The sequence below is a fragment of the Nocardia noduli genome, assembly GCF_019038455.1.
Lineage (GTDB): Bacteria > Actinomycetota > Actinomycetes > Mycobacteriales > Mycobacteriaceae > Nocardia > Nocardia noduli.
This window is the reverse complement of sequence record NZ_JAFMPL010000067.1, coordinates 18,351-43,512: the sequence shown is the minus strand read 5'-3', so window position 1 is coordinate 43,512 and position 25,162 is coordinate 18,351. Positions and strand designations below refer to the sequence as shown.

At 65.2% G+C, this 25,162-nt stretch carries 20 protein-coding genes; 2 read left to right on the top strand and 18 right to left on the bottom strand.

All coding sequences use genetic code 11. The features are described from left to right. Nucleotides 1-70 precede the first annotated feature (70 nt). Both JZ792_RS27830 and JZ792_RS27825 read left to right on the top strand, forming a co-directional pair. On the top strand, nt 71-1,084 hold the full coding sequence (locus tag JZ792_RS27830; protein WP_216914952.1) for an aldo/keto reductase: 1,014 nt from the start codon (nt 71-73) through the stop codon (nt 1,082-1,084). Between the two features lie 104 nt (nt 1,085-1,188). Next, entirely contained in the window at nt 1,189-2,628 is a 1,440-nt protein-coding gene (locus JZ792_RS27825; protein WP_216914950.1) for an AAA family ATPase, read from the top strand. A gap of 27 nt (nt 2,629-2,655) precedes the next feature. Here the strand turns inward: JZ792_RS27825 and JZ792_RS27820 are convergent, their stop codons facing one another. From JZ792_RS27820 to rplJ, 18 genes are all read right to left on the bottom strand, one after another. Then, on the bottom strand, nt 2,656-3,123 hold the full coding sequence (locus JZ792_RS27820) for a PaaI family thioesterase (RefSeq protein ID WP_216914948.1): 468 nt from the start codon (nt 3,121-3,123) through the stop codon (nt 2,656-2,658). Nucleotides 3,124-3,386: 263 nt separating this feature from the next. Next, nucleotides 3,387-3,794, bottom strand: a complete 408-nt coding sequence (locus tag JZ792_RS27815) for a type II toxin-antitoxin system VapC family toxin (protein ID WP_216914946.1) — start codon at nt 3,792-3,794, stop codon at nt 3,387-3,389. Beyond that, on the bottom strand, nt 3,791-3,991 hold the full coding sequence (locus tag JZ792_RS27810) for a hypothetical protein (RefSeq protein WP_216914944.1): 201 nt from the start codon (nt 3,989-3,991) through the stop codon (nt 3,791-3,793). The genes JZ792_RS27815 and JZ792_RS27810 overlap by 4 nt, the downstream gene beginning before the upstream one ends. Nucleotides 3,992-4,066: 75 nt before the next feature. Further along, nucleotides 4,067-8,020: a DNA-directed RNA polymerase subunit beta' gene (locus tag JZ792_RS27805; protein WP_216914942.1), complete on the bottom strand. Its 3,954-nt coding sequence runs from the start codon at nt 8,018-8,020 to the stop codon at nt 4,067-4,069. A 105-nt stretch (nt 8,021-8,125) separates the two neighbouring features. After that, nucleotides 8,126-11,632, bottom strand: a complete 3,507-nt coding sequence (rpoB, locus tag JZ792_RS27800; RefSeq protein ID WP_216914941.1) for a DNA-directed RNA polymerase subunit beta — start codon at nt 11,630-11,632, stop codon at nt 8,126-8,128. 447 nt (nt 11,633-12,079) lie between these two features. Beyond that, nucleotides 12,080-12,781 carry a hypothetical protein gene (locus tag JZ792_RS27795; protein ID WP_216914939.1) on the bottom strand — a complete coding sequence of 234 codons (702 nt, stop codon included), beginning with the start codon at nt 12,779-12,781 and terminating at the stop codon, nt 12,080-12,082. 12 nt (nt 12,782-12,793) lie between these two features. Then, on the bottom strand, nt 12,794-13,612 hold the full coding sequence (locus tag JZ792_RS27790; protein WP_216914937.1) for a hypothetical protein: 819 nt from the start codon (nt 13,610-13,612) through the stop codon (nt 12,794-12,796). A gap of 29 nt (nt 13,613-13,641) precedes the next feature. After that, complete coding sequence (locus JZ792_RS27785) at nt 13,642-14,883, bottom strand: MCE family protein (protein WP_216914935.1); 1,242 nt, start codon at nt 14,881-14,883, stop codon at nt 13,642-13,644. Further along, nucleotides 14,880-16,124: an MCE family protein gene (locus JZ792_RS27780; protein ID WP_216914933.1), complete on the bottom strand. Its 1,245-nt coding sequence runs from the start codon at nt 16,122-16,124 to the stop codon at nt 14,880-14,882. The genes JZ792_RS27785 and JZ792_RS27780 overlap by 4 nt, the downstream gene beginning before the upstream one ends. Beyond that, nucleotides 16,121-17,344 carry an MCE family protein gene (locus JZ792_RS27775; protein ID WP_109529117.1) on the bottom strand — a complete coding sequence of 408 codons (1,224 nt, stop codon included), beginning with the start codon at nt 17,342-17,344 and terminating at the stop codon, nt 16,121-16,123. Before JZ792_RS27775 ends, JZ792_RS27780 begins: the two co-directional genes overlap by 4 nt. Before the next feature lie 40 nt (nt 17,345-17,384). Beyond that, on the bottom strand, nt 17,385-18,395 hold the full coding sequence (locus JZ792_RS27770; RefSeq protein WP_216914931.1) for an MCE family protein: 1,011 nt from the start codon (nt 18,393-18,395) through the stop codon (nt 17,385-17,387). After that, on the bottom strand, nt 18,395-19,459 hold the full coding sequence (locus JZ792_RS27765) for an MCE family protein (protein WP_216914958.1): 1,065 nt from the start codon (nt 19,457-19,459) through the stop codon (nt 18,395-18,397). The genes JZ792_RS27770 and JZ792_RS27765 overlap by 1 nt, the downstream gene beginning before the upstream one ends. Before the next feature lie 8 nt (nt 19,460-19,467). Beyond that, the gene (locus JZ792_RS27760; RefSeq protein ID WP_216914929.1) at nt 19,468-20,817 is read right to left on the bottom strand and encodes an MCE family protein; all 1,350 of its coding nucleotides are present in this window, start codon (nt 20,815-20,817) and stop codon (nt 19,468-19,470) included. Further along, a complete protein-coding gene (locus JZ792_RS27755) occupies nt 20,814-21,680 on the bottom strand; it encodes an MlaE family ABC transporter permease (protein ID WP_216914927.1) in 867 nt (288 codons plus the stop codon). The genes JZ792_RS27760 and JZ792_RS27755 overlap by 4 nt, the downstream gene beginning before the upstream one ends. 3 nt (nt 21,681-21,683) lie before the next feature. Continuing rightward, on the bottom strand, nt 21,684-22,445 hold the full coding sequence (locus JZ792_RS27750; protein WP_109528828.1) for an MlaE family ABC transporter permease: 762 nt from the start codon (nt 22,443-22,445) through the stop codon (nt 21,684-21,686). 43 nt (nt 22,446-22,488) lie between these two features. After that, nucleotides 22,489-23,565, bottom strand: coding sequence for an ABC transporter ATP-binding protein (locus tag JZ792_RS27745; protein ID WP_216914925.1), 1,077 nt, complete (start codon nt 23,563-23,565; stop codon nt 22,489-22,491). 243 nt (nt 23,566-23,808) lie between these two features. Then, nucleotides 23,809-24,183, bottom strand: coding sequence for a 50S ribosomal protein L7/L12 (gene rplL / locus JZ792_RS27740; RefSeq protein ID WP_109528830.1), 375 nt, complete (start codon nt 24,181-24,183; stop codon nt 23,809-23,811). Between the two features lie 66 nt (nt 24,184-24,249). Further along, complete coding sequence (rplJ, locus tag JZ792_RS27735) at nt 24,250-24,792, bottom strand: 50S ribosomal protein L10 (protein ID WP_216914923.1); 543 nt, start codon at nt 24,790-24,792, stop codon at nt 24,250-24,252. Between the last annotated feature and the right edge of the window lie 370 nt (nt 24,793-25,162).

Genomic DNA, 25,162 nt, shown 5'->3' with positions numbered 1-25,162 from the left:
AGCCAGGGATCGCCGCTCCCCCGATGAACGGTCTCTGCCACCGCCGTGCCATCGCGCTCACGCTGAGAACATGACCACATCGAAGATCACCACCGTGCGACTCGGCAACACCGGCCCGACCGTCGGCCGCGTCGGCCTCGGCACCATGGGCATGTCCGGCGACATATACGGCGCCTCCGACGACGCCGAATCGATCGCCACCATCCACGACGCGCTCGATTCCGGCGCGAATCTCATCGACACCGGCGATTTCTACGGCGCCGGACACAACGAACAGCTGGTCGGCAAGGCCATCGCCGACCGTCCGCGTGAGGACGTGGTGCTCAGCGTCAAATTCGGCGCGCTGCGCGGGCCGGGCGGAACGTGGGGCGGCGTCGACAACCGCCCCGCCGCCCTGCGCAACTTCCTCATCTACTCCCTGCAACGACTCGGGGTGGACTACGTCGATATCTATCGGCCCGCGCGACTGGATCCGTCGGTTCCGATCGAGGACACCGTCGGCGCCATCGCCGACCTGGTCGAGGCGGGCTACGTCCGTCACATCGGACTGTCCGAAGTCGGCGCCGACACCATTCGCCGTGCGGCGGCCGTCGCCCCGATCGCCGACCTACAGATCGAATACTCCCTGATCTCGCGCGGCATCGAAGCCGAGATCCTGCCCGTCACCCGCGAACTCGGCATCGGGATCACCGCCTACGGCGTGCTCTCACGCGGACTGCTCAGCGAATCGGTCCGCGCGGGAACGCCCCTCGGCGGCAACGACTACCGCGCGCACACCCCGCGATTCCAAGGCGAGAACCTGGTCAGGAATCTGGAGCTGGTCGACGCGCTCGCGAAAGTCGCGGCCCAGCACGATATCTCGGTGGCACAGTCGGCCATCGCCTGGGTGCTGAGCCGTGGCACGGATATCGTGCCGATCATCGGCGCGCGGCGACGCGATCGGTGGGCGGAAACGGTCGGAGCACTGGATATCGGGCTCACCGAGGGCGATCTCGCCGCGATCGAGGCGGCGGTGCCCGCGGATCGGGTGGCGGGTACCCGCTACGCCGAGGCGCAGATGGCGATGCTCGACAGCGAGCGCTGAAGTCTTCGGCAGCGCTGCCGTCCGTACGCTGCCTGTCGGATGAACCCGAGCTTCCTGAACCAAAACTAGATATAAGTATAGTTATAAGAAGTACGGTTACATCCATGGAGAAGCCGGAGCGCGTTTTCGATCGCGACCGTGAATGGGACGGCCTGACGCGATTCGCCACGTCGACCAGTCCCGATGTGCGTCTCGGTATCGTCGGCGGCCGACGGCGACAGGGAAAGACCTATCTGCTCGACGCTCTGGTCGAAGTCGTCGGCGGATTCTTCTTCACCGCGACCGAGGCCACCGAGATGGAGGCGCTGGAACGGTTCGGGCGAGCCGTCGCGAAATACGCGGGTGGCGGTCGCTACGCGTTCCGTGACTGGGAGGAGGCGCTGGACCGACTGTTCGCCGTCGTCGGCGACGGCCTGATCGTCATCGACGAATTCCCCTACCTGAACAAGGCCACCCCGGCATTGCCGTCACTGATCCAGCGAGCCCTCGACCCCCGCGGCGCCGCCAGACAAGCCGGATCGCGATTGCTGCTGTGTGGATCGGCCATGTCGGTGATGGGCGGGCTGCTGTCCGGCAACGCGCCGCTTCGTGGCCGCGCGAGCCTGGAATTGGTTGTCGAACCGCTCGAATATCGTGCGGCCGCGCAGTTCTGGGGAATCGATGACCCGCGACTGGCCGTACTCGTCCATTCCACCGTCGGCGGCACACCCGCCTATCGACGGGAATTCGTCGCGGGAGACGCGCCGGATTCGCTCGCCGACTTCGATTCCTGGGTGTGCCGAACGGTGCTGAATCCACAGACTCCGCTCTTCCGCGAAGCGCGCTACCTCCTCGCCGAGGAGACCGAGATTCGCGATATCGCCCTCTACCACGCCGTTCTCGGAGCGATCGCCGCCGGAAACTGCACCCGCGGCGGTATCGCCGGCGCGATCGGACGCGCCAGCACCGATATGGCGCATCCACTCGCGGTGCTGGAGGATTCCCGGCTGATCGTGCGCGAGACCGACCCGTTCACCCGGGGGAAACCTCTCTATCGCATCGCCGAACCCCTGATCGTCTTCTACGAGGCGATCATGCGACGACACTGGACCCCCCTCGAGCGCGGTCATCAGGAAGCCGCCTGGATCGGTTCGCGAGCCGGCTTTCTCGCACAGGTCGTCGGCCCGCATTTCGAGGGGATATGCCGTGACTGGGCGATGTCCGCGGGAGCCGGCGTATTCGGCGAACTGCCGAGCCGGGTCGCGGCCGCGACGGTCAAGGACCCGCAACGCAAAACGCAGATCCAGATCGACGTGGCCGTTCTCGCACCGGAGGAACCGGGGCGCCCGCGCCGAATCCTGTCGCTGGGCGAAGCGAAATGGGACCGGACCATGACCCCCGGTCACCTCGACCGCCTCCGCCGCGCCCGAGAACTGCTGTCCAACAAGGGCTACGACACAAGCGGCACAATCCTCGCCTGCTACAGCGGCGCCGGTTTCGACAGGAACCTGCGTGCCGCCGACGATGTGCTGTTGGTCGACCTGGCTACCCTCTACGAACGGTGACGACCGAGCCACCGGGTTGCCTCGCGATCAGGTGCGCGGCGGCCGGATCACGGCGGTGAAAAAGGCTTCGGCGACGAGCTTTTCGGTGTTGTCGACGACGCGTACCGGCACTTCGAATTCGACCGGTCGGCGAGCGACCGCGTCCGTGCGCACCCGATCGAGCAACTCGGCGTCCACCTCCGACGTCGCGATGAACGGCCCGGCATCGCTCTCGGCGCGCGCGCTGTATTCGATCCTGCCACCCTTGGCCACGACGAAAGCATCGCCGACCAGGCCGACGATGGTCGAGATCGCGGCACCGATCGCGGCGGTCTCGGCGAGTCCGAACAGCAACGGGCCGTGCAGATCACCGTTCTGATTGAGATGTTCGGGTCCCGGATCGATCGAGACCACATGGCGACCGGTCGCGAATTCGACCGCCACGATCCCCGCGTACCGAATGAACCCCAGCTTCTGGAATTCGGCCATTACCAGATCACCGATAATCGCGTCCATAACCTCTCCCACTCACCGGAATTCGCCCTCGCTGCCTCCGGAACCCCCACAGTCGACGCCGCCCACACGACGCGGAACCGTCCTGATGGAGTGCCGAAGATGACGAGCACACGACCGATCGGTGCCGACACGAAAACCGCACGCTGGTACCCCAGTGAGACGACGATCGCCCCGCTCCGAACGGAGCAGGGCGACCGTCTGTCTTAGCTTCCGATTACCGGTAGTCGCTGAACCGTCATCATCAGGCGCGACTGGCGGTCGGGCTACGGCAACACGTTGATGTAATCCAGGCCCGCCGTTCTGACCGCGCGAAAGTGGTTGTCGGCCGTCGCAATATCGCGAACACCGAGACGCTCGGCGACGGCGATGAGCGACGCGTCCGCCGCGCCGAGAGGATAACCGGCGAACTGCTTCATCAGTTCGATGATCCGCGTGGAATCAGCAGCGTCGAACTCCTCACGGAAGAGGCCGTCGCGCACCGCCTCCATGAACTGGATCTCCGCGACCGCGCCCGCGTACTTCTGTAGCAGATAGGTGACCTCGGCGACCACATAGGGTGTCACCACGAAATCGTCATCCCGCCCTGCCAGGAACGTTCTCATCTCCGTATGCCGGTTGTCCCGTCGATTCATGACCGCGACCAAGACGTTGGCATCGACGATCAACGTCACGGGGCCTCGAAGAGGTCGCTGTCCATCCGCTCGCTGAGATCGTCCGGGCCGTCGAACGTGGGCAGAGCCGCGAGCCGGTCGCTCGCCTCTCCTCGTACCAAGCGCAGTAGGGCCGCCCGTGCCGCGGGTGCGGCCTCGGGCTGTAGTTGCTCTACGAGTCGGTGCAGCTCGGGGTAGTGGTCATACGCCACGCTCATCCCTCGACAATACCGTGAGACGACGATCGCCCCGCTCCGAGAACGGAGCGGGGCGATCGTTGTTCTACCTACCGATTACCGGTAGTCGCTGAAACCGTAATCGTCCAGCGGGACGGCGGCACCGGTGGTGGCGCCGAAGCTGTCCGGGCTGTAGTAGGTGTCGTCGTAGGACGGCACCGCGTACGCGGCGGCACGAGCTTCTTCGGTCGGCTGAACCTGGATGTTGCGGTAACGGTTGATACCGGTACCGGCCGGGATCAGCTTGCCGATGATCACGTTCTCCTTCAGGCCGATGAGCTTGTCGGAGCGGCAGTTGATGGCCGCGTCCGTCAGCACCCGGGTGGTCTCCTGGAAGGAGGCCGCCGACAGCCACGAGTCGGTGGCCAGCGACGCCTTGGTGATACCCATCAGCACCGGGCGACCCGCCGCGGGCTCACGGCCCTCGGCGACCACGCGACGGTTGGAGCTCTCGAACTCGGCACGCTCGGTGAGCGAGCCGGGCAGGAATTCCGTCGCACCGGAGTCGATGATCGTCACGCGACGCAGCATCTGACGAACGATGACCTCGATGTGCTTGTCGTGGATCGACACACCCTGCGAGCGGTAGACCTCCTGGACCTCGTGGACCAGGTGGACCTGCACCTGACGGGGGCCCATCACGCGCAGCACCTCGTGCGGATCCGCCGCGCCTTCCAGCAACTGCTGGCCGACCTCGACGTGGTCACCGTCGGAGAGCAGACGCTCGCTGCCGTCGTCGTGCTTGAACACACGCAGACGTTGACGCTTCGAGAGCTTGTCGTAGACGACTTCCTCGCCACCGTCATCCGGGATGATGGTGATCTTGTAGAAGCGGTCGTCGTCCTCGAGGCGGATACGGCCGGAGACCTCGGCGATAGGCGCCTTGCCCTTCGGCACGCGAGCCTCGAAGAGCTCCTGGACACGCGGCAGACCGCCGGTGATGTCATCACCCGCGACACCACCCTGGTGGAAGGTACGCATGGTCAGCTGGGTACCGGGCTCACCGATGGACTGCGCGGCGACGATGCCGACGGCCTCACCGATGTCGACCAGCTTGCCGGTCGCCATGGAGCGGCCGTAGCAGGTCGCGCACACGCCGGTGCCGGTGGTGCAGGTCAGCACGGAGCGGACCTTCACCTCGGTGATACCGGCCTCCAGCAGCGCCTCGAGCGCGGGATCGCCGAGATCGGCGCCCTTGCCCACGACGACGTTGCCCTTGGCGTCCAGCGCGTCCGACGCGAGCGTCCGTGCGTAGGTGGAGGTTTCCACGTGCGCGTCACGGATGATCGTGCCGTCGACCAGCTTCTCGGCGATCGGAACGACGATGCCGCGCTCGGTGCCACAGTCGTGCTCGCGCACGATGACGTCCTGCGAGACGTCCACCAGACGACGGGTCAGGTAACCCGAGTCGGCGGTACGAAGCGCGGTGTCGGCCAGACCCTTACGGGCACCGTGGGTGTTGATGAAGTACTCCAGAACCGTCAGGCCCTCACGGAAGGAGGACTTGATCGGCCGCGGGATGAACTCACCCTTGGGGTTGGTGACCAGGCCCTTCATACCGGCGAGGGTACGGGTCTGGGTGAAGTTACCGGTCGCGCCCGACTCGACGATCGTGATGATCGGGTTGTCCGGCGGATAGTGCGCGCGCAGCGCCCTACCGACTTCTTCGGTCGCTTCCTGCCAGATCTTGACCAGGGCGTTGTTGCGCTCCTGGTGATCGAGCGCACCACGCTGGTACTTCTTCTCGATCTGATCGGACTGCGCCTCGTAGCGCTCCATGATCTCGGCCTTCTCCGGCGGAACCAGAACGTCCGACATGGAGACCGTCACACCGGAACGGGTGGCCCAGAAGAAGCCCGCGTCCTTCAGCTTGTCGACGGTCTGCGCGACCACGATCATCGGGTAGCGCTCGGCGAGATCGTTGATGATCGTCGCCTGACGCTTCTTCGGCATCTGCTCGTTGATGTACGCGTAGTCCGCGGGCAGCAACTCGTTGAACAGCACGCGACCGAGCGTGGTCTTGGTGGTCCACGCGTCGCCACGGCTCCAGCCGTCGGGGAACAGCTCGGCCTCGACGTCCTTGGGCGGACGCTGATCGATCAGCCGCACCTTGATGAGCGACCGCACGGTCAGCTCGCCACGGTCGACCGCCATCTGCGCCTCGGCGGGGGACGAGTACACGCCCCGCTCCGGCCCGTCCTTGGTAGCCGCCCGGTACTCGCCCTTGTCGTCGTCGACGAGTCGGGTCAGGTAGTACAGGCCGGTCACCATGTCCAGACGCGGCATGGCGAGCGGTCGGCCCGACGCGGGCGACAGGATGTTGTTCGAGGACAGCATCAGGATGCGGGCCTCGGCCTGCGCCTCCGCGGACAGCGGAAGGTGCACGGCCATCTGGTCGCCGTCGAAGTCGGCGTTGAACGCCTCACAGACCAGCGGGTGCAGCTGGATGGCCTTACCCTCGACCAGCTGCGGTTCGAAGGCCTGGATACCCAGACGGTGCAGGGTGGGCGCGCGGTTCAGCAGCACCGGGTGCTCGGCGATGACCTCTTCGAGGACATCCCACACCTGGGGACGCTGACGCTCCACCATGCGCTTGGCGGACTTGATGTTCTGCGCGTGGTTCAGGTCGACCAGACGCTTCATCACGAACGGCTTGAACAGCTCGAGCGCCATCAGCTTGGGCAGACCGCACTGGTGCAGCTTGAGCTGCGGACCGACCACGATGACCGAACGGCCCGAGTAGTCCACGCGCTTGCCGAGCAGGTTCTGACGGAAACGACCCTGCTTGCCCTTGAGCAGATCGCTCAGGGACTTCAGCGGGCGGTTACCCGGTCCGGTGACCGGACGTCCACGACGACCGTTGTCGAACAGCGCGTCGACGGACTCCTGCAACATCCGCTTCTCGTTGTTGACGATGATCTCGGGCGCGCCGAGGTCGATCAGTCGCTTGAGGCGGTTGTTGCGGTTGATCACGCGGCGGTACAGATCGTTCAGGTCGGAGGTGGCGAAACGGCCACCGTCGAGCTGAACCATCGGACGCAACTCCGGCGGGATCACCGGAACGGCGTCGAGCACCATGCCCATGGGCGAGTTGCCGTTCATCTGGAAGGCCGCGACGACCTTCAGACGCTTGAGCGCGCGCAGCTTCTTCTGGCCCTTGCCCGAGCGAATGGTCTCGCGCAGGTTCTCGGCCTCGGCGTGGATATCGAAGCTCTGCATGAGCTTCTGGATGGACTCCGCGCCCATCGCGCCGGTGAAGTACTCGCCGTAGCGGTCGACCAGCTCGCGGTAGAGGACCTCGTCCACGATGAGCTGCTTGACCGAGAGCTTGGTGAAGGTGCTCCAGATCTCGTCGAGCCGGTCCAGCTCACGCTGGGACCGATCGCGGAGCTGGCGCATCTCGCGCTCGCCGCCGTCCTTGACCTTGCGGCGCACGTCGGACTTGGCGCCCTCGGCCTCGAGCTCGGCGATATCCGCCTCGAGCTTCTGGGCGCGGGCCTCCAGGTCGGCGTCACGCTGATCGGCGACGGCCTTCTTCTCGACCTCCATCTCGGCTTCGAGCGTGGAGAGTTCGCTGTGACGCAGCTCGTCGTCGACACCGACGATGACGTAGGCCGCGAAGTAGATGATCTTTTCCAGATCCTTCGGAGCCAGGTCGAGCAGGTACCCGAGGCGCGAGGGCACGCCCTTGAAGTACCAGATGTGAGTGACGGGCGCGGCCAGTTCGATATGGCCCATCCGCTCACGGCGCACCTTGGCGCGGGTCACCTCGACGCCGCAGCGCTCACAGATGATGCCCTTGAAGCGAACGCGCTTGTACTTGCCGCAGTAGCACTCCCAGTCCCGGGTGGGACCGAAGATCTTCTCGCAGAACAAGCCATCCTTCTCCGGCTTGAGCGTGCGGTAGTTGATGGTCTCCGGCTTCTTAACCTCGCCGAAGGACCACTGGCGGATGTCCTCGGCGCTGGCCAGACCGATCCGGAGTTCATCGAAGAAGTTGACGTCTAGCACGTAACTTCCTTTCCCCTATTCGGGTCGAATTCGTGCAAAAAGTTCACTAGTCGGTGCTGCGCGGTGGCCGGATGTCGTCGAATCGACGACATCCGGCCCGGCCGCCTAGTTCGCCAGATCGTCGACGGTCGCCGCTTCGTTCCTGGACAGATTGATGCCCAGGTTGGCCGCGGCGCGCTCCAGATCCTCGTCGTCACCGTCGCGCATCTCGATCGCCGCGCCGTCCGAAGACAGCACCTCGACGTTGAGGCACAACGACTGGAGCTCTTTCAACAACACCTTGAACGACTCCGGAATGCCCGGCTCCGGAATGTTCTCGCCCTTGACGATGGCCTCGTAGACCTTCACGCGGCCGACGACGTCGTCGGATTTGATCGTCAGCAGTTCCTGCAGCGTGTAAGCCGCGCCGTAGGCCTGCATGGCCCAGCACTCCATCTCACCGAAGCGCTGGCCACCGAACTGGGCCTTACCGCCGAGCGGCTGCTGGGTGATCATCGAGTACGGACCGGTCGAACGGGCGTGGATCTTGTCGTCGACCAAGTGGTGCAGTTTCAGGATGTACATGTAACCGACCGCGACCGGGTACGGGAACGGCTCGCCGGAGCGGCCGTCGAACAGGGTCGCCTTGCCGTCGTCGTCGACCATGCGCTCACCGTCACGGTTCGGCAGGGTCGAAGCGAGCAGACCGGTCAGCTCCTCCTCGCGGGCACCGTCGAAGACGGGGGTCGCGATATTGGAGTCGGCCGGTGCGCCGATCATCTCCTCCGGCAGCGCCGCGGCCCAATCGGGCCTGGTGCCGTCGGTGGCGACGTCGACCTGCCAGCCTGTCTTGCCGATCCACCCGAGGTGGGTCTCCAGGATCTGGCCGATATTCATACGACGCGGCACGCCGTGGGTGTTCAGGATGATGTCGACCGGGGTGCCGTCGGGCAGGAACGGCATGTCCTCGGTGGCGAGGATCTTGCCGATGACGCCCTTGTTGCCGTGCCGACCGGCGAGCTTGTCGCCGTCCTGGATCTTGCGCTTCTGCGCCACGTACACGCGCACCAGCTCGTTGACACCGGGAGGCAGGTCGTCGTCGTCCTCGCGCGAGAACACGCGGATGCCGATGACCTTGCCGGACTCGCCGTGCGGCACCTTCAGCGAGGTGTCGCGCACTTCGCGCGCCTTCTCACCGAAGATCGCGCGCAGCAGCCGCTCTTCCGGGGTCAGCTCGGTCTCGCCCTTGGGGGTGACCTTGCCGACCAGGATGTCGCCGTCACGGACCTCGGCGCCGATGCGCACGATGCCGCGTTCGTCGAGATCGGCCAGCACCTCGTCGGAGACGTTCGGGATGTCCCGGGTGATCTCCTCGGCGCCCAGCTTGGTGTCGCGGGCGTCGATCTCGTGCTCCTCGATGTGGATCGAGGTCAGGACGTCCTCTTCCACGAGGCGCTGCGACAGGATGATCGCGTCCTCGTAGTTGTGGCCTTCCCACGGCATGATCGCCACGAGCAGGTTCTTGCCGAGGGCCATCTCACCGTTCTCGGTGCACGGACCGTCGGCCAGCACCTGGCCGATCTCCACCCGCTGGCCCTCGTCCACGATCGGACGCTGGTTGGAGCAGGTGCCCTGGTTCGAGCGGTTGAACTTGCGCATCCGGTAGGACTTGCGGCTGCCGTCGTCGGCCATCACGGTGACGTAGTCGGCGGAGACCTCCTCGACCACACCGGACTTCTCGTTCACCACGACATCGCCGGCGTCGACAGCGGCGCGCAGTTCCATGCCGGTGCCCACGATGGGGGCCTCGGAACGGATCAGCGGAACCGCCTGACGCTGCATGTTCGCACCCATCAGGGCGCGGTTGGCGTCGTCGTGCTCGAGGAACGGGATCATCGCGGTCGCGACCGACACCATCTGGCGCGGCGAGACGTCCATGTAGTCGACCAGGGCCGCGGCGACGAGTTCGTTCTCCTCGTTGCCACGACGGCAGAGCACACGCTCCTCGAGGAAGTTGCCCTCGGCGTCCACCGGCGAGTTGGCCTGCGCACGAACGTGGCGGTCCTCCTCGTCGGCGGTGAGGTACTTGACCTCGTCGGTGACCTTGCCGTCGACGACCTTGCGGTAGGGCGTCTCGATGAAACCGAACGGGTTGACCCGCGCGTACACCGACAACGAACCGATCAGGCCGATGTTCGGGCCTTCCGGGGTCTCGATCGGGCACATGCGGCCGTAGTGCGACGGGTGGACGTCACGGACTTCCAGGCCGGCGCGCTCACGGGACAGACCACCCGGGCCGAGCGCCGACAGGCGGCGCTTGTGGGTCAGACCCGACAGCGGGTTGTTCTGGTCCATGAACTGCGACAGCTGGGAGGTTCCGAAGAACTCCTTGATCGCGGCGACGACCGGGCGGATGTTGATCAGGGTCTGCGGCGTGATCGCCTCGACGTCCTGGGTGGTCATCCGCTCGCGGACCACACGCTCCATACGGGACAGACCGACCCGGATCTGGTTCTGGATCAGCTCGCCGACGGTGCGCAGGCGACGGTTGCCGAAGTGGTCGATGTCGTCGACCTCGACGGGAACCTCTTCGCCGCCGGGGGCGGTCATGTTCCGGTCACCGGCGTGCAGACGCACCAGGTACTCGATGGTGGTGACGATGTCTTCCTTCGTCAGCACCGACGCGGTGATCTGCTCACCCAGGTGGATGCCCAGCTTCTTGTTGATCTTGTAGCGACCGACGCGCGCCAGGTCGTAGCGCTTCTCCTTGAAGAACAGGTTCTCCAGCAGGGTCTGCGCCGACTCCTTGGTCGGCGGCTCGCCCGGACGCAGCTTGCGGTAGATATCGAGCAGCGCCTCGTCCTGGCCCGCCGTGTTGTCCTTCTCCAGGGTGGACATCATGATCTCGGAGAAGCCGAAACGCTCGACGATCTCCTCGTTCGTCCAACCCAGCGCCTTCAGCAGCACGGTGACCGGCTGACGACGCTTGCGGTCGATACGGACACCGACGGTATCGCGCTTGTCGATGTCGAATTCCAGCCACGCGCCGCGCGACGGGATGACGCGCACGCTGTGCAGGTCCTTCTCCGTGGCCTTGTCGACGCTGGAGTCGAAGTAGACGCCGGGAGAACGCACCAACTGCGAGACGACGACGCGCTCGGTGCCGTTGATGATGAACGTGCCCTTGTCGGTCATCATCGGGAAATCACCCATGAAGACCGTCTGGCTCTTGATCTCACCGGTGTTGTTGTTGATGAACTCGGCCGTCACGAATAGTGGCGCCGCGTACGTCATGTCCTTGTCTTTGCACTCGTCGATCGAGGCCTTGACCTCTTCGAAACGAGGGTCGGAGAAAGACAGGGACATGGAGCCGGAGAAGTCTTCGATCGGCGAGAGCTCCTCGAGCACCTCCTCGAGTCCGCCCGAGAGCCCGACGTCGCCGCGCGCGGCGGCCTTTTCTCGCCATGACGGCGAGCCGATCAACCATGCAAAAGAGTCCGTTTGTAGATCGAGAAGTCCGGGCACCTCCAAGGGTTCACGGATCTTCGCGAAAGACACCCGCAATGGGGCTCCGGGGATTCCGGCAACTGCCTTGGTCTGGGTGGAGACTGCCAAGATGCGTCCTTCCAGCACCTCACGCGCGTCGCGTGGTGGTCCGCGACCGTCGCTTGCCTGCTACGTTGAGATTCTCGCTGGTCACGACCCGAACGAACCCGAACAGGCAACAACGAAAGCAACACCGGAAGGGTGACACTTAGGAGTGCGGATCGAGGAATGGACAGGAGGCAGCCAGCGCAACGTCCAAACCTACACCTATCGGCACGGAGGTGTCAAAGTACCACCCGTGCGAACGTTCACGTGGCTGCCGCGCCGAGCCCCGGAAGGGGTAGACACCGCCCCGTCACGGAGCGGTGCCCCGGCCCGAAACGCTGGCTGCGTCGAGGGCGGCGGGGCGGGTGAAGCCACTGTGACAGCTGCCGCTGTTGTGAATAGCGTGACGGCTCGGGCGAAGCTCGTCAAGTGGCGGCCCGACCTGGATGTCGATGCGATCGGCCGTCACGTTCAAGATCACCCGCCGACTCACTGATCGACGATCTCGCCTGCCAACCAGCGACCGTCCACCTTCTGCATGCGCAACACGACCGGTCCCGCGACGCTCTGCTGGGCCACGCCCCCCTTGGTCGCGCTCACGACCAGATTCACCAGCAACTCCGCCCGATCATCGGTGAGCATGGTCACCCCGATGGGGTCGGCCTTGGCATCAGCGCTGGTCTGCGCCTGTTTGATCGCGTCGATCGTGGTCGAGGAGAATTTGTCCAGATCGGTCAGCATCGCGCCGGTGACCACCGAGCGCACCGCCGCCTCGTAACCGTCGATGTGTTCGATGTCGTAGCCGTAGATGGTGCGCAGCGCGTGGTCGGCGGCCGCGCGCACCTCCTCGGTTCCCGCGCTGTCGACGAAGGCCAGATTCGAATCGTTCACGCCCGGCCGCAACGCGGCGGTGACCGCGAATCCGGCCAGCGCGACCGCGGCGACCACGGACCCGACGACGACCGTCCAGGACGATCCCCGGCCCGCGAAACGACGCGCACGCGGTTCTGCGCCGCCACCGCGCGCCCACTTCTTGCTCGCGCGCGAGGCGCTCGGATCCCCGGAGCGTGGCAGTACCGCGGCGCGCGCCGGACGGGTCCCCGCGACGGCGCGGGCACTCGGACGGGCGGCGGACCCGGCGGCCGGACGCCGCCTGGAGGTGACCCGGTTGACCGGTCTACGAGAATTCATCGGGTGTTCCTCCTACGATCCGGGCTTGGGCGCGGTAGGCGCGTCGGCGGGCGCCTGGGCCCCGTCGGCGGCGGGCTGCTGAGCGGGCTGTCCCATTCCGCTCGGTCCCGGGCCGTCGAGCAGCACCGGCTGGGTCAGCGACGCGACCTGCTCGGCCTTCCAGACATCGCCGTTCCTGGCCATCTCCAGGCTCCAGGTGTAGCGGTAGTCCGAGACCGACTTGTCCGGCTTGGACTCGGTCACCTGGAGTACCACCAGCGCGGTGGCCTTGTCGCGCTCGCTGTTGAGCGCGGTCAGCGAGGCGCCGAGCACCTTCGATTTCATCTCGACACCCGCCTGCGCGGCGAGCTGCTCGGACTGCTGCTGATTCTTCTGCGCCGATTCCAGGATCGCGCCGGTCATCGACGAACGGGCCATCGCGAGCGAACCCGGGACGTCGTCGAGTTCCATCGAGGTCATATTGATGGCGGCCTGGCGCGCCGAATCGAGGGCGCTGTCGCGGGCGGCGGCACGCGGGCCGTCGGTGAACCAGGCGGACCTGGCCCAGCCCGCGCCGAACCACGCCGCGGCGATCAGGGCGACGACCAACGCGCCGACCGCGACGGTGCTCGCGGCGACCGGTGCGCGGCGTGCGGTCCCGGCCGCGCGGTTCGCGTCGGGAGGCGCCGCAGAGCCACTTCCCACGACCACGGCGGCCTTGTCCGCCCCGGCGGTGTCGGATGACGATCCGGGGGCCGCGGCCGACGCCGACGACTCGGCCGCCGTGGCATCGGATTCCTCGGTCCCCGGTTCGCTCGCCCCCGGCATTTCCTTGGAGAGGTCGATGTTCACGACAGGCACCCTAACGTTGTCGGTCCTGGTCACCGCTTCGGCGTGACCCCGAGCAGGGTGGCCATCTGTACGGCGATCGGATTCAGATTCAGCTTGTCCGGATCGGTCTTGGGAACGTCGTCCCACGGCTGCGCGACGGCCGGATCGGCCGTGTCGGCCCGCGCTCCGCCGCGTACCGCGGTCGGATTACCCTGCGGCACGGTGCACTTCGCGTTCGTGTTGAACGGGAACTCGTCACGGGAGTCGTCGAAGTCGGGGTTCTGCGCCTTCATCTGCTCGAGAATCTGGTACGTCCCCTCGTAGCCGACCGTACACGCGGGCGGATTGTTCACCTCGAGCACCAAACCGAAATGGCTGGTGCCGTCACCGGGCGCGGTGGCCGACGCGCCGACCGAGAGTCCGGGCAGCATGATCAGCAGCGGTTGCAGCGCGTAGAACTTCGGTGAGATGGCCTGCAACAGCACCCGCAGATTGGTCAGGTCCTCGGTGAGCGCCGCGCCGCTCTCGCGCAGCAGCGCGCCGATCTGGCGGCCCGCGTCGGTACCGGTGCCGATCAATCGACGCACGGCCGGATCGCTGGAGCGCAATTGGGCGGTGACCTGGTCGAGGCCGTCGCTGAACTGCCGGATGGCCGCCGACTGCTCGGCCTGGGTACCGAGCGCGATCTTGCCGTCACGGATCAATTGGATGGTCTGCGGCAGCGCCTCGTCGAACGTCTCGGTGAAGGTGTTCAGCGATTCGAGCAGGACCTTGAGATCGTCGCCTTTGCCGTTGAGCGCCTTCCCGAGTTCGGTGACGGTCGTGTGCAACGCGGCGAGATCGACCGAACTGGTGAAATGATCCACGCTCCCGATCAGTTCCTCGACCGAGATCGGCGTGCTCGCCCCGACGATCACCGAATCGTTCTTCAGGTACGGGCCGCTGTCGCTGTCGGGCTGGAGATCCACGTACTGCTCGCCGATCGCGGACCTGTTCGCCACCACGGCCTTCGCCGACGCCGGAATCCTGGGCCCGCTCGTCTCCAGATCGAGGGTGAGGACCACACCGTCGGAACTGAGTTGCAGGTCGCCGACGCGCCCCACCGGCACGCCCCGGTAGGTGACCTCGGCGCCCTTGTAGATGCCGCCGGTCTGGGTCGCCTCCACCTTCACCCGGTAGAGGCCGAATCCGAACATCTCGTCCAGTCGGACGTAGCGGGCGCCGACGTAGACGACGCCGAGCACGGCGATCAGCACGAACGCGATCAGCTGATAACGCACCAGGCGTGTCATCGCGGAGCCTCCTGCTGATCGACACCGAACTGTTCGAGCAACGGACCCAGCGGATTCGGCACCCCGGGAATCCCGGGAACCTGGGCCAGGCTCTGCGGCAGCGGCACCAGCGAGACGGTCGGCCAGCCGGGGCTCGGACCGTTCCCGTTGTAGTACGGATTGCTCGGATTCACCGGAACCGGGCGGCCTACCGGCGGGATGTAGACCGGATCACCTTTGCCCACACCGAGATTGCTCAAGGCGACGCCGATCTGCGCGTCCACCGAGAGCCAGGTGTTGACCGAACCGCCGAAGGTGCCCTCCAGCGTCGAATCCGGGAACGGATAGGTCGGGATCAACGGCAGCGCGGTCACCAGATCCGGTGCGGCACGGCCGAGTTCCTGCAAAGTGGGACGCAACGAGATCAGGTCGGCGATGAGATCGTCCTTCGAGGCGTTCAGCACGTCGAAACCGGCCTCGCCCACCCGATCCAGCTGGGTCAGCAACGAGATCAATTGCGGCCGTTGCTCATTGAGTATCTTGATACCGGCGGGCAGCTCGTCGAGGATCTTCCCGATCTGGAAGGTCTGGGTACTCACCCTGGCACTGAGCGTGCCGAGTCCGTCGATGGCGCGGGTGATGTCGTCGACCTGCTGATCCAGTCCGGTGATCAACGTCTCGGTCTGTTCGAGCAGGGAACGCACCCGGCCCTCGCGTCCGCCGAGCGCCTTGTTCAATTCGGTGACGATCGGCTGCAATTGCGCGACACCGCCACCGTTGAGAAGCAGCGACAGCGCGCCGAGCACCTGTTCGATCTCGGTGGCGTGCCTGGTGTGATCGACCGGGATGACCGAACCGTTCGTGAGCCGGTTCGGATCGGGATCGGCCGCGGGCTCGGACAATTCGATGAATTTCTCACCGAGCAGATTCGACTGCCGCACCTCGGCCCGCGCGTTGGCGGGCAGATCGACCGACGAATTGACCAGCGTACGCACACTGGCCGTCCACTTGTCCTTGCCGATGCTGATCTCCTCGACGCGCCCCACCGGCACGCCTTCGACCTTCACCGAGGACTGCGGCACCAGATCGAGGACATCGTCGAACTGGATCTCGATGGTCATCGGATGGTCGCCGACATCGGCGCCACCGGGCAGCGGAATGCTGTAGATACCGTCGGACGAGCAGGACGTGACCAGCGCCGCGGTGACCGCGAGCGCCACCGCGCCGCCGAAACCACGTGCGGCACTACGGATCTTGTTCATCGCCCACCTTCTTCGGACGGCGGCAACCGGTTGGACGGAGTACCGGGCACGGTGCCCGGCACCGGATCGCGCTGCTGGTTCTCGCCGCTGAGAATGCCGAACGGCAGGATCAGCGTCGGGGTCTGCACCCCGGCGGTGATCTGGTCGGTGATCTCCTTGCAGTGTTCGATGATCGGGCGCAACTGCCTGCCCAACGCCTCGAATTGCGGATCACCCGGCATCAGCTTGGACAGATCGAGCATCTTGCACACCACGCCGAACGGATCCTGCAATTCCGGAAAGTTCGCCCGCATGTCGAGGGTGCCGGATTCGCCGTTGTGGATATTGATCAGATTGCTCAACGCCACCGGCAGGACCGGAAGCACCGCGGCCAGGTCGTCGCGCTGGTCGGCCAGAGTTCTCGTCAACGTGGTCAACGCGGCGGCATTGTCGGCGACCAGTTCCCGGTTGTCGTCGATGAACCGCGCGACATCACCGAGTGCGACCGAGAGCAATTCCAGTGCCTCGCCGAGATTCTGACGCTCACCGGCGAGGAAACCCGCCAGATCGGCCAATTGCGTGTTGAATTCGCGCACCTGCGCGTCGTTGACGGCCAGCATGCTGACGAAACTCTGTAGATTCTTGACCGTCTCGAAGATATCGCCGCGCGCGTCGGACAGATAGCGCGCCGCCTTGCTGAGCTGGGAAATGCTGTTGGCGAGCGCTTCGCCGTTACCCGCCAGATTCGCCGAGGAACTGCGCACCAGTTCGTTGACCGCGCCCTCTTTGTTGGCGCCGTTGGGGCCGAGTGCCTCGGAAAGTTCCGCGATGCTCTTGTACAGCTGATCGACCTCGACCGGCGTCACGGTACGGTCGCGCGGAATGGTCGCGTCGCGTTCCATTTTCGGACCGCCCCGATAGACCGGGGTGAGCTGGATGAACCGGTCGGAGACCACCGACGGGGTGATCTGCGCCGCCTGCGCCTCGGCCGGAATATCGTATTCCCGGTCGACGCTCATCACGACTTTCACCTGGTCACCCATCGGTTCCACCGAATCGACCGATCCGACCGCCACACCGAGGATTCGCACATCCGAACCCTCGTAGATACCGACCGAGCGATCGAAATACGCGGTGATCCTGGTGGTGTTCATCCGATCGAAGAACCGCCACAGGAATCCGGCGGCCACCACGATCACGACGAGTCCGATCACCATCGTCACCTTGGCGCCGCGGCTCATCCCGCGTAGCGCGGTCAGTGGCTCGTTACTCGCGGCCACGTCAGTTACCTCCCAGGGTGCGCACCGGCGCGCGGTCGCCCGGAATCTCGGGCAGGGCGGGCGGAATCACATTGGTGATCACCGCGTCGAACCAACGACCCGAGCCGAGCACATTCGCGTACAGGCCGTAGAACGGCGCCGCGAGTTCCAAGGTCTTGGAGATGTTCTGCTGGTTGTCGTTCAACAATTCGATCGACGCGTGCAGATTCGTCAGCGCGGGACCGATCTGTTCCTCGTTGTCGTGCACCAGCGCGCTCAATTCGGCCGACACCGTCTTCGCGCCGGTGAGCAGCTGGTGAATGGCCTGCTGGCGGATATTCAACTCCGCGAGCAACTGTCCGCCCGAGGCGAGTAGACGTTCGAATTCGGCATTGCGATCGGCCAGCACCCTCGTGGTCTGATTCGTCGCACGGAACAGGCGCTTCAATTCCTCGTCGCGTTTGGCCAGCGTTTCCGAGAGCCGGGCGATGCCGTCGATCGAACCCCGGATCTGCGGCGGTGTGGTCTCGAAGGCGTCGGCGAGCACCTGCATACTCGTCGCCAGCTGGCCGGTATCGATGTTCTCCAGGCTGTTCGCCGCGTCGGTGAACGCGTCGATGACGTCGTACGGTGCGACGGTGCGCGACAACGGAATCCGCTTGCTCGGATCGGCCGGATCGGTTCCGTGCGGATCCAGTGCCAGGTACTTCTGGCCCAGCACCGTCTTGATCTGGATGGACGCGGTGGTCTCGTTGCCGATCCAGGCGTCCTTGGTCCGGAATTCGACCAGGACCCGGTCCCCGTCGAGGCTCACGCCCGCGACCTGGCCGACCTTCACCCCGGCGATGCGGACCTCGTTGCCCTTCTTCAGACCCGCCGCCTCGGAGAATTCGGCGGTGTAGGTGATCCCGGCGCCGATGATCGGCAGCCGGTCCAGGAAGAACGCCGACACCGTCACCAGCAGCACCATCGACAGTCCGAGCGCGCCGAGAAATGCCGGGCTGCGTTTACCGAGCAGAATGCGGTCGTCCATCAGCGGGCCTTCCCCGAGCAGCGCGGCGCGGCATTCGTGTACAGCGGCTGGTTGATCGTGGGCATCCCCGCGGGCAGGTTGAGCTGCGGCGCGTCGACCGCGCCCGGCCCGACCACGACGTCGATACCGCACAGATAGAACTGGAACCAGGAGCCGTAACTACCGACACGGCCGAGCTTTTCCATCTTGATCGGCAGGGTCGCCAGCGTCTGGTTCACCTCGTCGGAACGCTCGTCGAGAGTGCCGGTGAGCTGACCGAGCCCCGCGATCGACCCTTGCAGAGTCGGGCGCACCGGAACGAGCAGATCGGAGGTGGCCGAGGCCAGGTTGCCCAGCGACGACACCGAACGCCCGATCACGTCGCGCTCGGCGGACAGGCCGCTGACCAGTGCCTCGGTATTCACGATGAGCTGGTCGAACTGATCGGCGCGCTGATTGACCGTTTCCAGGATCTGCGTCAGGTTCTTGACCAGCTCACCGATCACCGCGTCCTTGTCGGCGATCTTGTTGGTCAGATCCGCGGTCGAGGCGACCAGATCGTGGATGGTGCCCTGCTCGCCCTGGAAGACCTGGATGATCTCGAAGGACAGCTTGTTCACATCGTCGGCCGTGAGCGTGCGGAACAACGGGCGGAAACCGTTGAACAGCGTGGTCAGGTTGAGCGCGGGGCGTGTCTTGTCCAGGCCGATGGTCGCGCCCTCGTTCAGTTTCCTGCCCTGTTCGCCCACCCCCTGTTCGAGAGCGATATACCGCTGGCCGACCAGGTTCCGGTAGCGGATGGTCGCCGTCGTCGACGCGGGCAGCCAACTGCGGTCCTGCACCTCGAAGACGACCTCGGCCTGTCGCCGGTCGACGATCTTCACCGCGGTCACCTTGCCGACCCGCACACCGGCGATACGCACCTCGTCGCCCTTGTTGAGCGAGGTGACGTCGGTGAACCTGGCCTTGAACTCGGTGCCGCCGCCGGTGTAATTGGCGATGGACAGGCCGAGCATGAGTGTGGCGAACAACGTCACTATGACGAAAATGATCAATTTGGTCAGCGGACCGCCGAGCCCGCGCATTCTCGCCCTCATCGCACACTCACCTCGCTACCGCGGAACGCGGGCGCACCGGCCCGGGTCACCCAACCGGGCACTTCCTCCGGCGAGACACCGTGCGCCGCACCGTAGATCGCGCCGAGCGACTGCTGTTCGCCCGGCGACCCCGCAACCGTCGGAACCTGTCCGGCCGGGAAGACCCCGAGCTGCGGTTCCGGCAGATAGCCGGTGGTCTGATCGCCGGGATTACGACTCGGCACCGCGTAGGAGCCGTCGTTGGGCGGGCCGCTGATGTACTGGCCGACATCGACGCCGAGCGGATACTCGGCCACACACCACGGCGGCCTGGTATCGAACCAGCGCGGCTCGTCCTGGTTCGGCAGATACCTGCCGCGCGTGTTGACCAGTTCGATCGTCACCCGGGAGCCGGGATTGTCCTTACCCATACCCATGATGTCGTCGATACGCGGTTTCATCTTCGCGAAATTCGCCATCGTGCACGCGTAGGTAGGCGAGTATTTGGCCAGCATCTCCAGCGCCGGACGCGAATCGGCGGCGATATCGACGATATTGTCGCGATTGGCGACCAGGAAGTCGGCGGTACTCGCCGACGTCGGGGTCAGGACCGCGTAGAGCGTGTCGATATCCGAACGACGCTGCACGATCGTCGCGTTGGTGGTGCGCAGATTGTTCAGGGCGTCGATCAACTGCGGCGCGGCGTCGGAATAGGTGGCCGCCACCGTCGCGAAACTGCGCAGATCGTCCTGCAATTCCGGCATGACCGCGTTGACCTCGCGGAAGATGCCGTCGAGCCGGTCGATGGTGACGCCGAGCGCGGTGCCCTGACCGGCCAGCGCCTGCGACAGCGCGCCGAGCGTCGCGGCCAGATCCTGCGGCGGAATGGCCTGGAGCAGTGGCATCAGATCGTCGAGCAGTTTGCTGATCTCGATCGCGTTGCCGCTCTGGTCCTGATACAGCGTGAGACCGTCGGTCAGATGCTGCGGACTGCGCTCCTCGGGAATGATCAGATCCACGTACCGCTCACCGAACAGCGTCTTCGGCAGCAGCCGGGCGGTGGCGTTGGCCGGGATCTGCTCGGCCTTGGCGGGATCGATCGCCAGGTCCAGGGTCACCTTGCCGCCCTCGGAACTGCTCGAACGGACCTCACCGACATTGACGCCGCGGACCTTCACATCCGCGTTGCGAGTCAACGCGTTGCCGACGCTGTCGGTGATGAGGTCGACGTCGACCGTCTTCACGAACTGCTTGTTGTAGATCGCGACGGTCGACCACAGGAACAGCGCGACCAGCGCGAAGAACGTGACACCCAGGACCCGGACGCGGAGTTTCTCCGTCTTACGCCAGGTCTGCACGCGGTTCATCCGGCGACCCGCACGGTGGTCGTCGTTCCCCAGATCGCCAGGCTCAGGAAGAAATCGAGCACATTGACCAGGACGATCGCCGCACGCACCGCACGCCCGACGGCGACGCCGACACCGGCGGGACCGCCGGTGGCGTTGAAGCCGTAGTAGCAGTGCACGAGGATGATCACGAACGCGAATACCAGCACCTTGAGGAACGAATAGAGCACGTCCTCCGGTGGCAGGAACAGACTGAAATAGTGGTCGTAGGAACCGCTGGACTGCCCGTTGAACCAGACGCTGATCAGTCGCGAGGCGATGAAGGTGCCGAGCAGGCCGACGACGTAGAGCGGGATGACCGCGACGAAACCGGCGATCACGCGGGTGGTGACCAGGAACGGCACACCGGGCACCGCCATCACCTCGAGCGCGTCGATCTCCTCGGAGATCCGCATGGCGCCCAATTGCGCGGTGAAACCGCAGCCGACCGTGGCGGACAGTGCCAAAGCCGCCACCAGCGGCGCGATTTCACGGGTGTTGATGTAGGCGGTCAGGAAGCCGGTCAGCACCGAACTGCCGAGCGAGTCCAGCGCCTTGAAACCCTGGAGACCGACGACGACGCCGACCGAACCGGACATGAAGACGATGACGCCGATGGTGCCGCCGATGACGGCGAGCGCGCCGGATCCGAAGGTCACCTCGGCCAGCAGCCGCATGACCTCCTTGCGGTAGTGCACCGCGGTGCGCGGAATCCACGCGATGGCCCGGGCGTAGAACGCCATCTGGTCGCCCGCGCGATCGATGACATTCAGTGGTGCGCGCGCGATCTCACCGACCCGGCGTGTCGTCTTGGCGATGACCGGGTTCCGATAGGGGGTGGCCATGGATCATGCGCCCTTGGCGGGAACGACCTGCAGGTACACCAACGTCAAGACCAGATTGACGAAGAAGAGCACCAGGAATGTGATCACCACGGACTGGTTCACCGCGTCACCGACTCCTTTCGGACCACCTTTGGGATGCAGCCCCTTGTACGCGGCGATGACACCGGCGAGAAGACCGAACACCAGCGCCTTGATCTCCCCGATCCACAGATCCGGGAGCTGAGCCAGTGCCGAGAAGGACGCGAGATACGCGCCGGGAGTGCCGCCTTGGAGCAGCACGTTGAAGAAATAGCCGCCCGCGATGCCGACGACCGAGACCAGGCCGTTGAGCAGCAGGGCCACCAGCATCATGCCGAGCACGCGCGGCACCACCAGGCGCTGGATCGGGTCGATGCCGAGCACTTCCATCGCGTCGATCTCTTCGCGGATGGTCCGCGCGCCGAGGTCGGCCGCAACGGCGGAACCGGCCGCGCCCGCGATGATCAACGCGGTCACGACCGGTGCGGCCTGCTGCACCGTGGCCAGCACGCTGGTTGCGCCGGTGAAGGATTCGGCGCCCAACTGCTTGATGAGCGAACCCGTCTGCAACGCCACCACGGCGCCGAACGGAATTGCCACCAAAGCGCTCGGCAGGATCGAGACACTCGCGATGAACCACGATTGCTCGATGAACTCCCGCCACTGGAACGGCTTCTTGAAAGTCTTGCGGACGACATCGATGAACAGCGCAAAAATGTTGCCCGCCTGCGCAAACGCCGACTCCATTGGAGTCAACACACGCGCGAGGGTCCGATTCACGGACCGTATGTTACCCGCTGGTTGTGTTGTGTCGAACTGTTGAGTCGAACGCGCCGCCCTGGTACTTGTCCAGATCGGCGGTGTTGTATGCCATGACCTGTGTGTCGTCGCTCTCCGCGAGCGATTCGCGGATGGCGACCTGCGCGGCGTGTGGCAGCGTGTGGAGGATTTCCTGCACCCGCTGCTTACGGCGGTGCACCGCCTGGCGTACCGGCATACCCGGCTGGGCCTTCATCTGCGGGATGATGCCCTCGACCTCTTCGGCGCCACCGTGGTGGTGACCGGCGTCGACCATGGCCTGCTCGCGGGCCATCTGGGTCTCGTCCTTCTCCTCGGACATGCCGATCGGGCCGATCATGCGGCCGTTGAGGAACTGCTTGACCACGGGCTCCTCGGACGTCAGCAGCACCTCGCGCGGACCGAACATCACCAGCTGCCTGCGGAACAGCATCCCGATATTGTCCGGGACGGTACGGGCCAGGTTGATGTTGTGCGTGACGATCAGGATCGTGGCATCGATCTGGGCGTTGATATCGATCAACAGCTGCGACAGATACGAGGTACGCACCGGATCCAGACCGGAGTCCGGCTCGTCGACGAGGATGATCTGCGGATCCAGGACCAGCGCTCGCGCCAGTCCGGCGCGCTTGCGCATACCGCCGGAGATCTCACCGGGGAGTTTGCCCTCGGCGCCGAGCAGACCCGTCAGCTCGAGCTTCTCCATCACGATCTTCTTGATCTCGGACTCGTTCTTCTTCGTATGCTCACGCAGCGGGAACGCGATGTTGTCATACAGATTCATCGAGCCGAACAGCGCGCCGTCCTGGAACAGCACACCGAAGAGTTTGCGGATCTCGTAGAGCTCCTTGTTGGAGCACGTCGTGATATCGGTGCCGTCGATGAAGATCGACCCGCGCTCCGGGCGCAACAGCCCGATCAGCGACTTGAGGAACACCGACTTACCGGTACCCGACGGACCGAGCAGTGCGCTGACCTCGCCCGACGGCAGAGTGATAGAGACATCCTGCCAAATTCGCTGGGAACCGAAGGATTTGGTAACACCCTCGGTCCTGACCTCGACGCCCACGCCAACCTCCACTTTTTCTCAGCGAGCACCCCACCGCGAACCGCGCGCTCGGTCATCGCGGCGTGCGTGTGATAGTGGGTTCGGTCACTCTAACCCACGAGCGAGACACGGCACACCCCAACCTGACCGAAGAGTAACCCAGAAACCTTCTCAATATTCGCAATATCCGGGTGCTCGCACACCCGAAAAGCGGAACGGGCGGTCCCCCGCAGGGAACCGCCCGTTCGACGTAATTCGTTCGAATTACTTGACCGCGACCTTGGCGCCGGCCTCTTCCAGCTTCGCCTTGGCGGCCTCGGCGGCATCCTTGGCGACCTTCTCCAGGATGGCCTTCGGGGCGCTCTCGACGAGGTCCTTGGCTTCCTTCAGGCCCAGGCCGGAGACGATCTCACGGACCACCTTGATGACCTGGATCTTCTTGTCGCCCGCGCTCTCGAGCACGACGTCGAACTCGTCCTGCTCCTCGACGGCCTCGACCGCGGCGGGGCCGACGGCGGCGACGGCGACGGGGGCAGCCGCGGTGACCTCGAACTTCTCTTCGAACTTCTTGACGAAGTCCGACAGCTCGAGCAGGGTCATGTTGCCGAAGGTCTCGAGCAGTTCGTCAACGTTGGCCATTGTTGTTCCTTTCGGGGAAATGAGTATGTGGGTCGGGTGACGCCGTCACCCGTGAGGGACCGGAGGTCACTCGGCGGCGGGAGCTCCGCCTTCTTCGGCCTGCTTCTTCTCCTGCAGCGCGGCGGCCAGGCGGGCCACCTGCGAAGCGGGAGCGTTGAACAGACCAGCGGCCTTGGCCAGGTTGCCCTTCATGGCACCGGCCAGCTTCGCCAGCAGCACCTCACGGGTCTCCAGGTCGGCGATCCGCTCGACCTCGGACACGGACAGCGGCGCGCCGTCCATGTACCCGCCCTTGATGACGAGCGCCTTGTTGTCCTTGGCGAAGGCCTTGAGGGCCTTGGCCGCGTTGACAGGCTCACCGCTGATGAAGGTGATCGCGGTCGGTCCGACGAACAGGTCGTCGAGGCCTTCCACGCCCGCCTCGGCGGCGGCACGCTTGACCAGGGTGTTCTTGGCGACGGAGTAGGTGGCCTCCGTGCCCAGCGCCCGACGCAGCTCGGTGAGCTTGCCGACCGACAGGCCACGGTATTCCGTGACCACGGTGGCGGTCGAACTCTTGAACTGCTCGGTGATCTCCGCGACCGCGGTAACCTTCTCGGGTTTTGCCATACTTCGCCTCCTCTCTGGATGTCGGTTCGTCTACGAACTGTCGAAAACCAGGGCCCGGCGATATGACAGACAAAACTAACGCCCCGGACGCAGAGCGTTCCGGGGCGCACAGGACAACCGACTCGGCGAGCGAATCGAGTTCCCGACCTCGGCTCTCCCTGCGTGGGCCGCCGGCAATGTCGCCGGACCTTCGACCGACCCCGTGCGGGATCGACGACCAACGGTCTTCGGTAGAACGGATTGGGTAGTTATCGAACTGGTCGATGACTGACGTTCAATGTACCCGGTAGCCCCACCATCTGCCAAAACAGGGTCGGACAGCTGGTGCGAACCACGCCTTGCGGACACGTCCCGCGCCCATCGTCTTCGG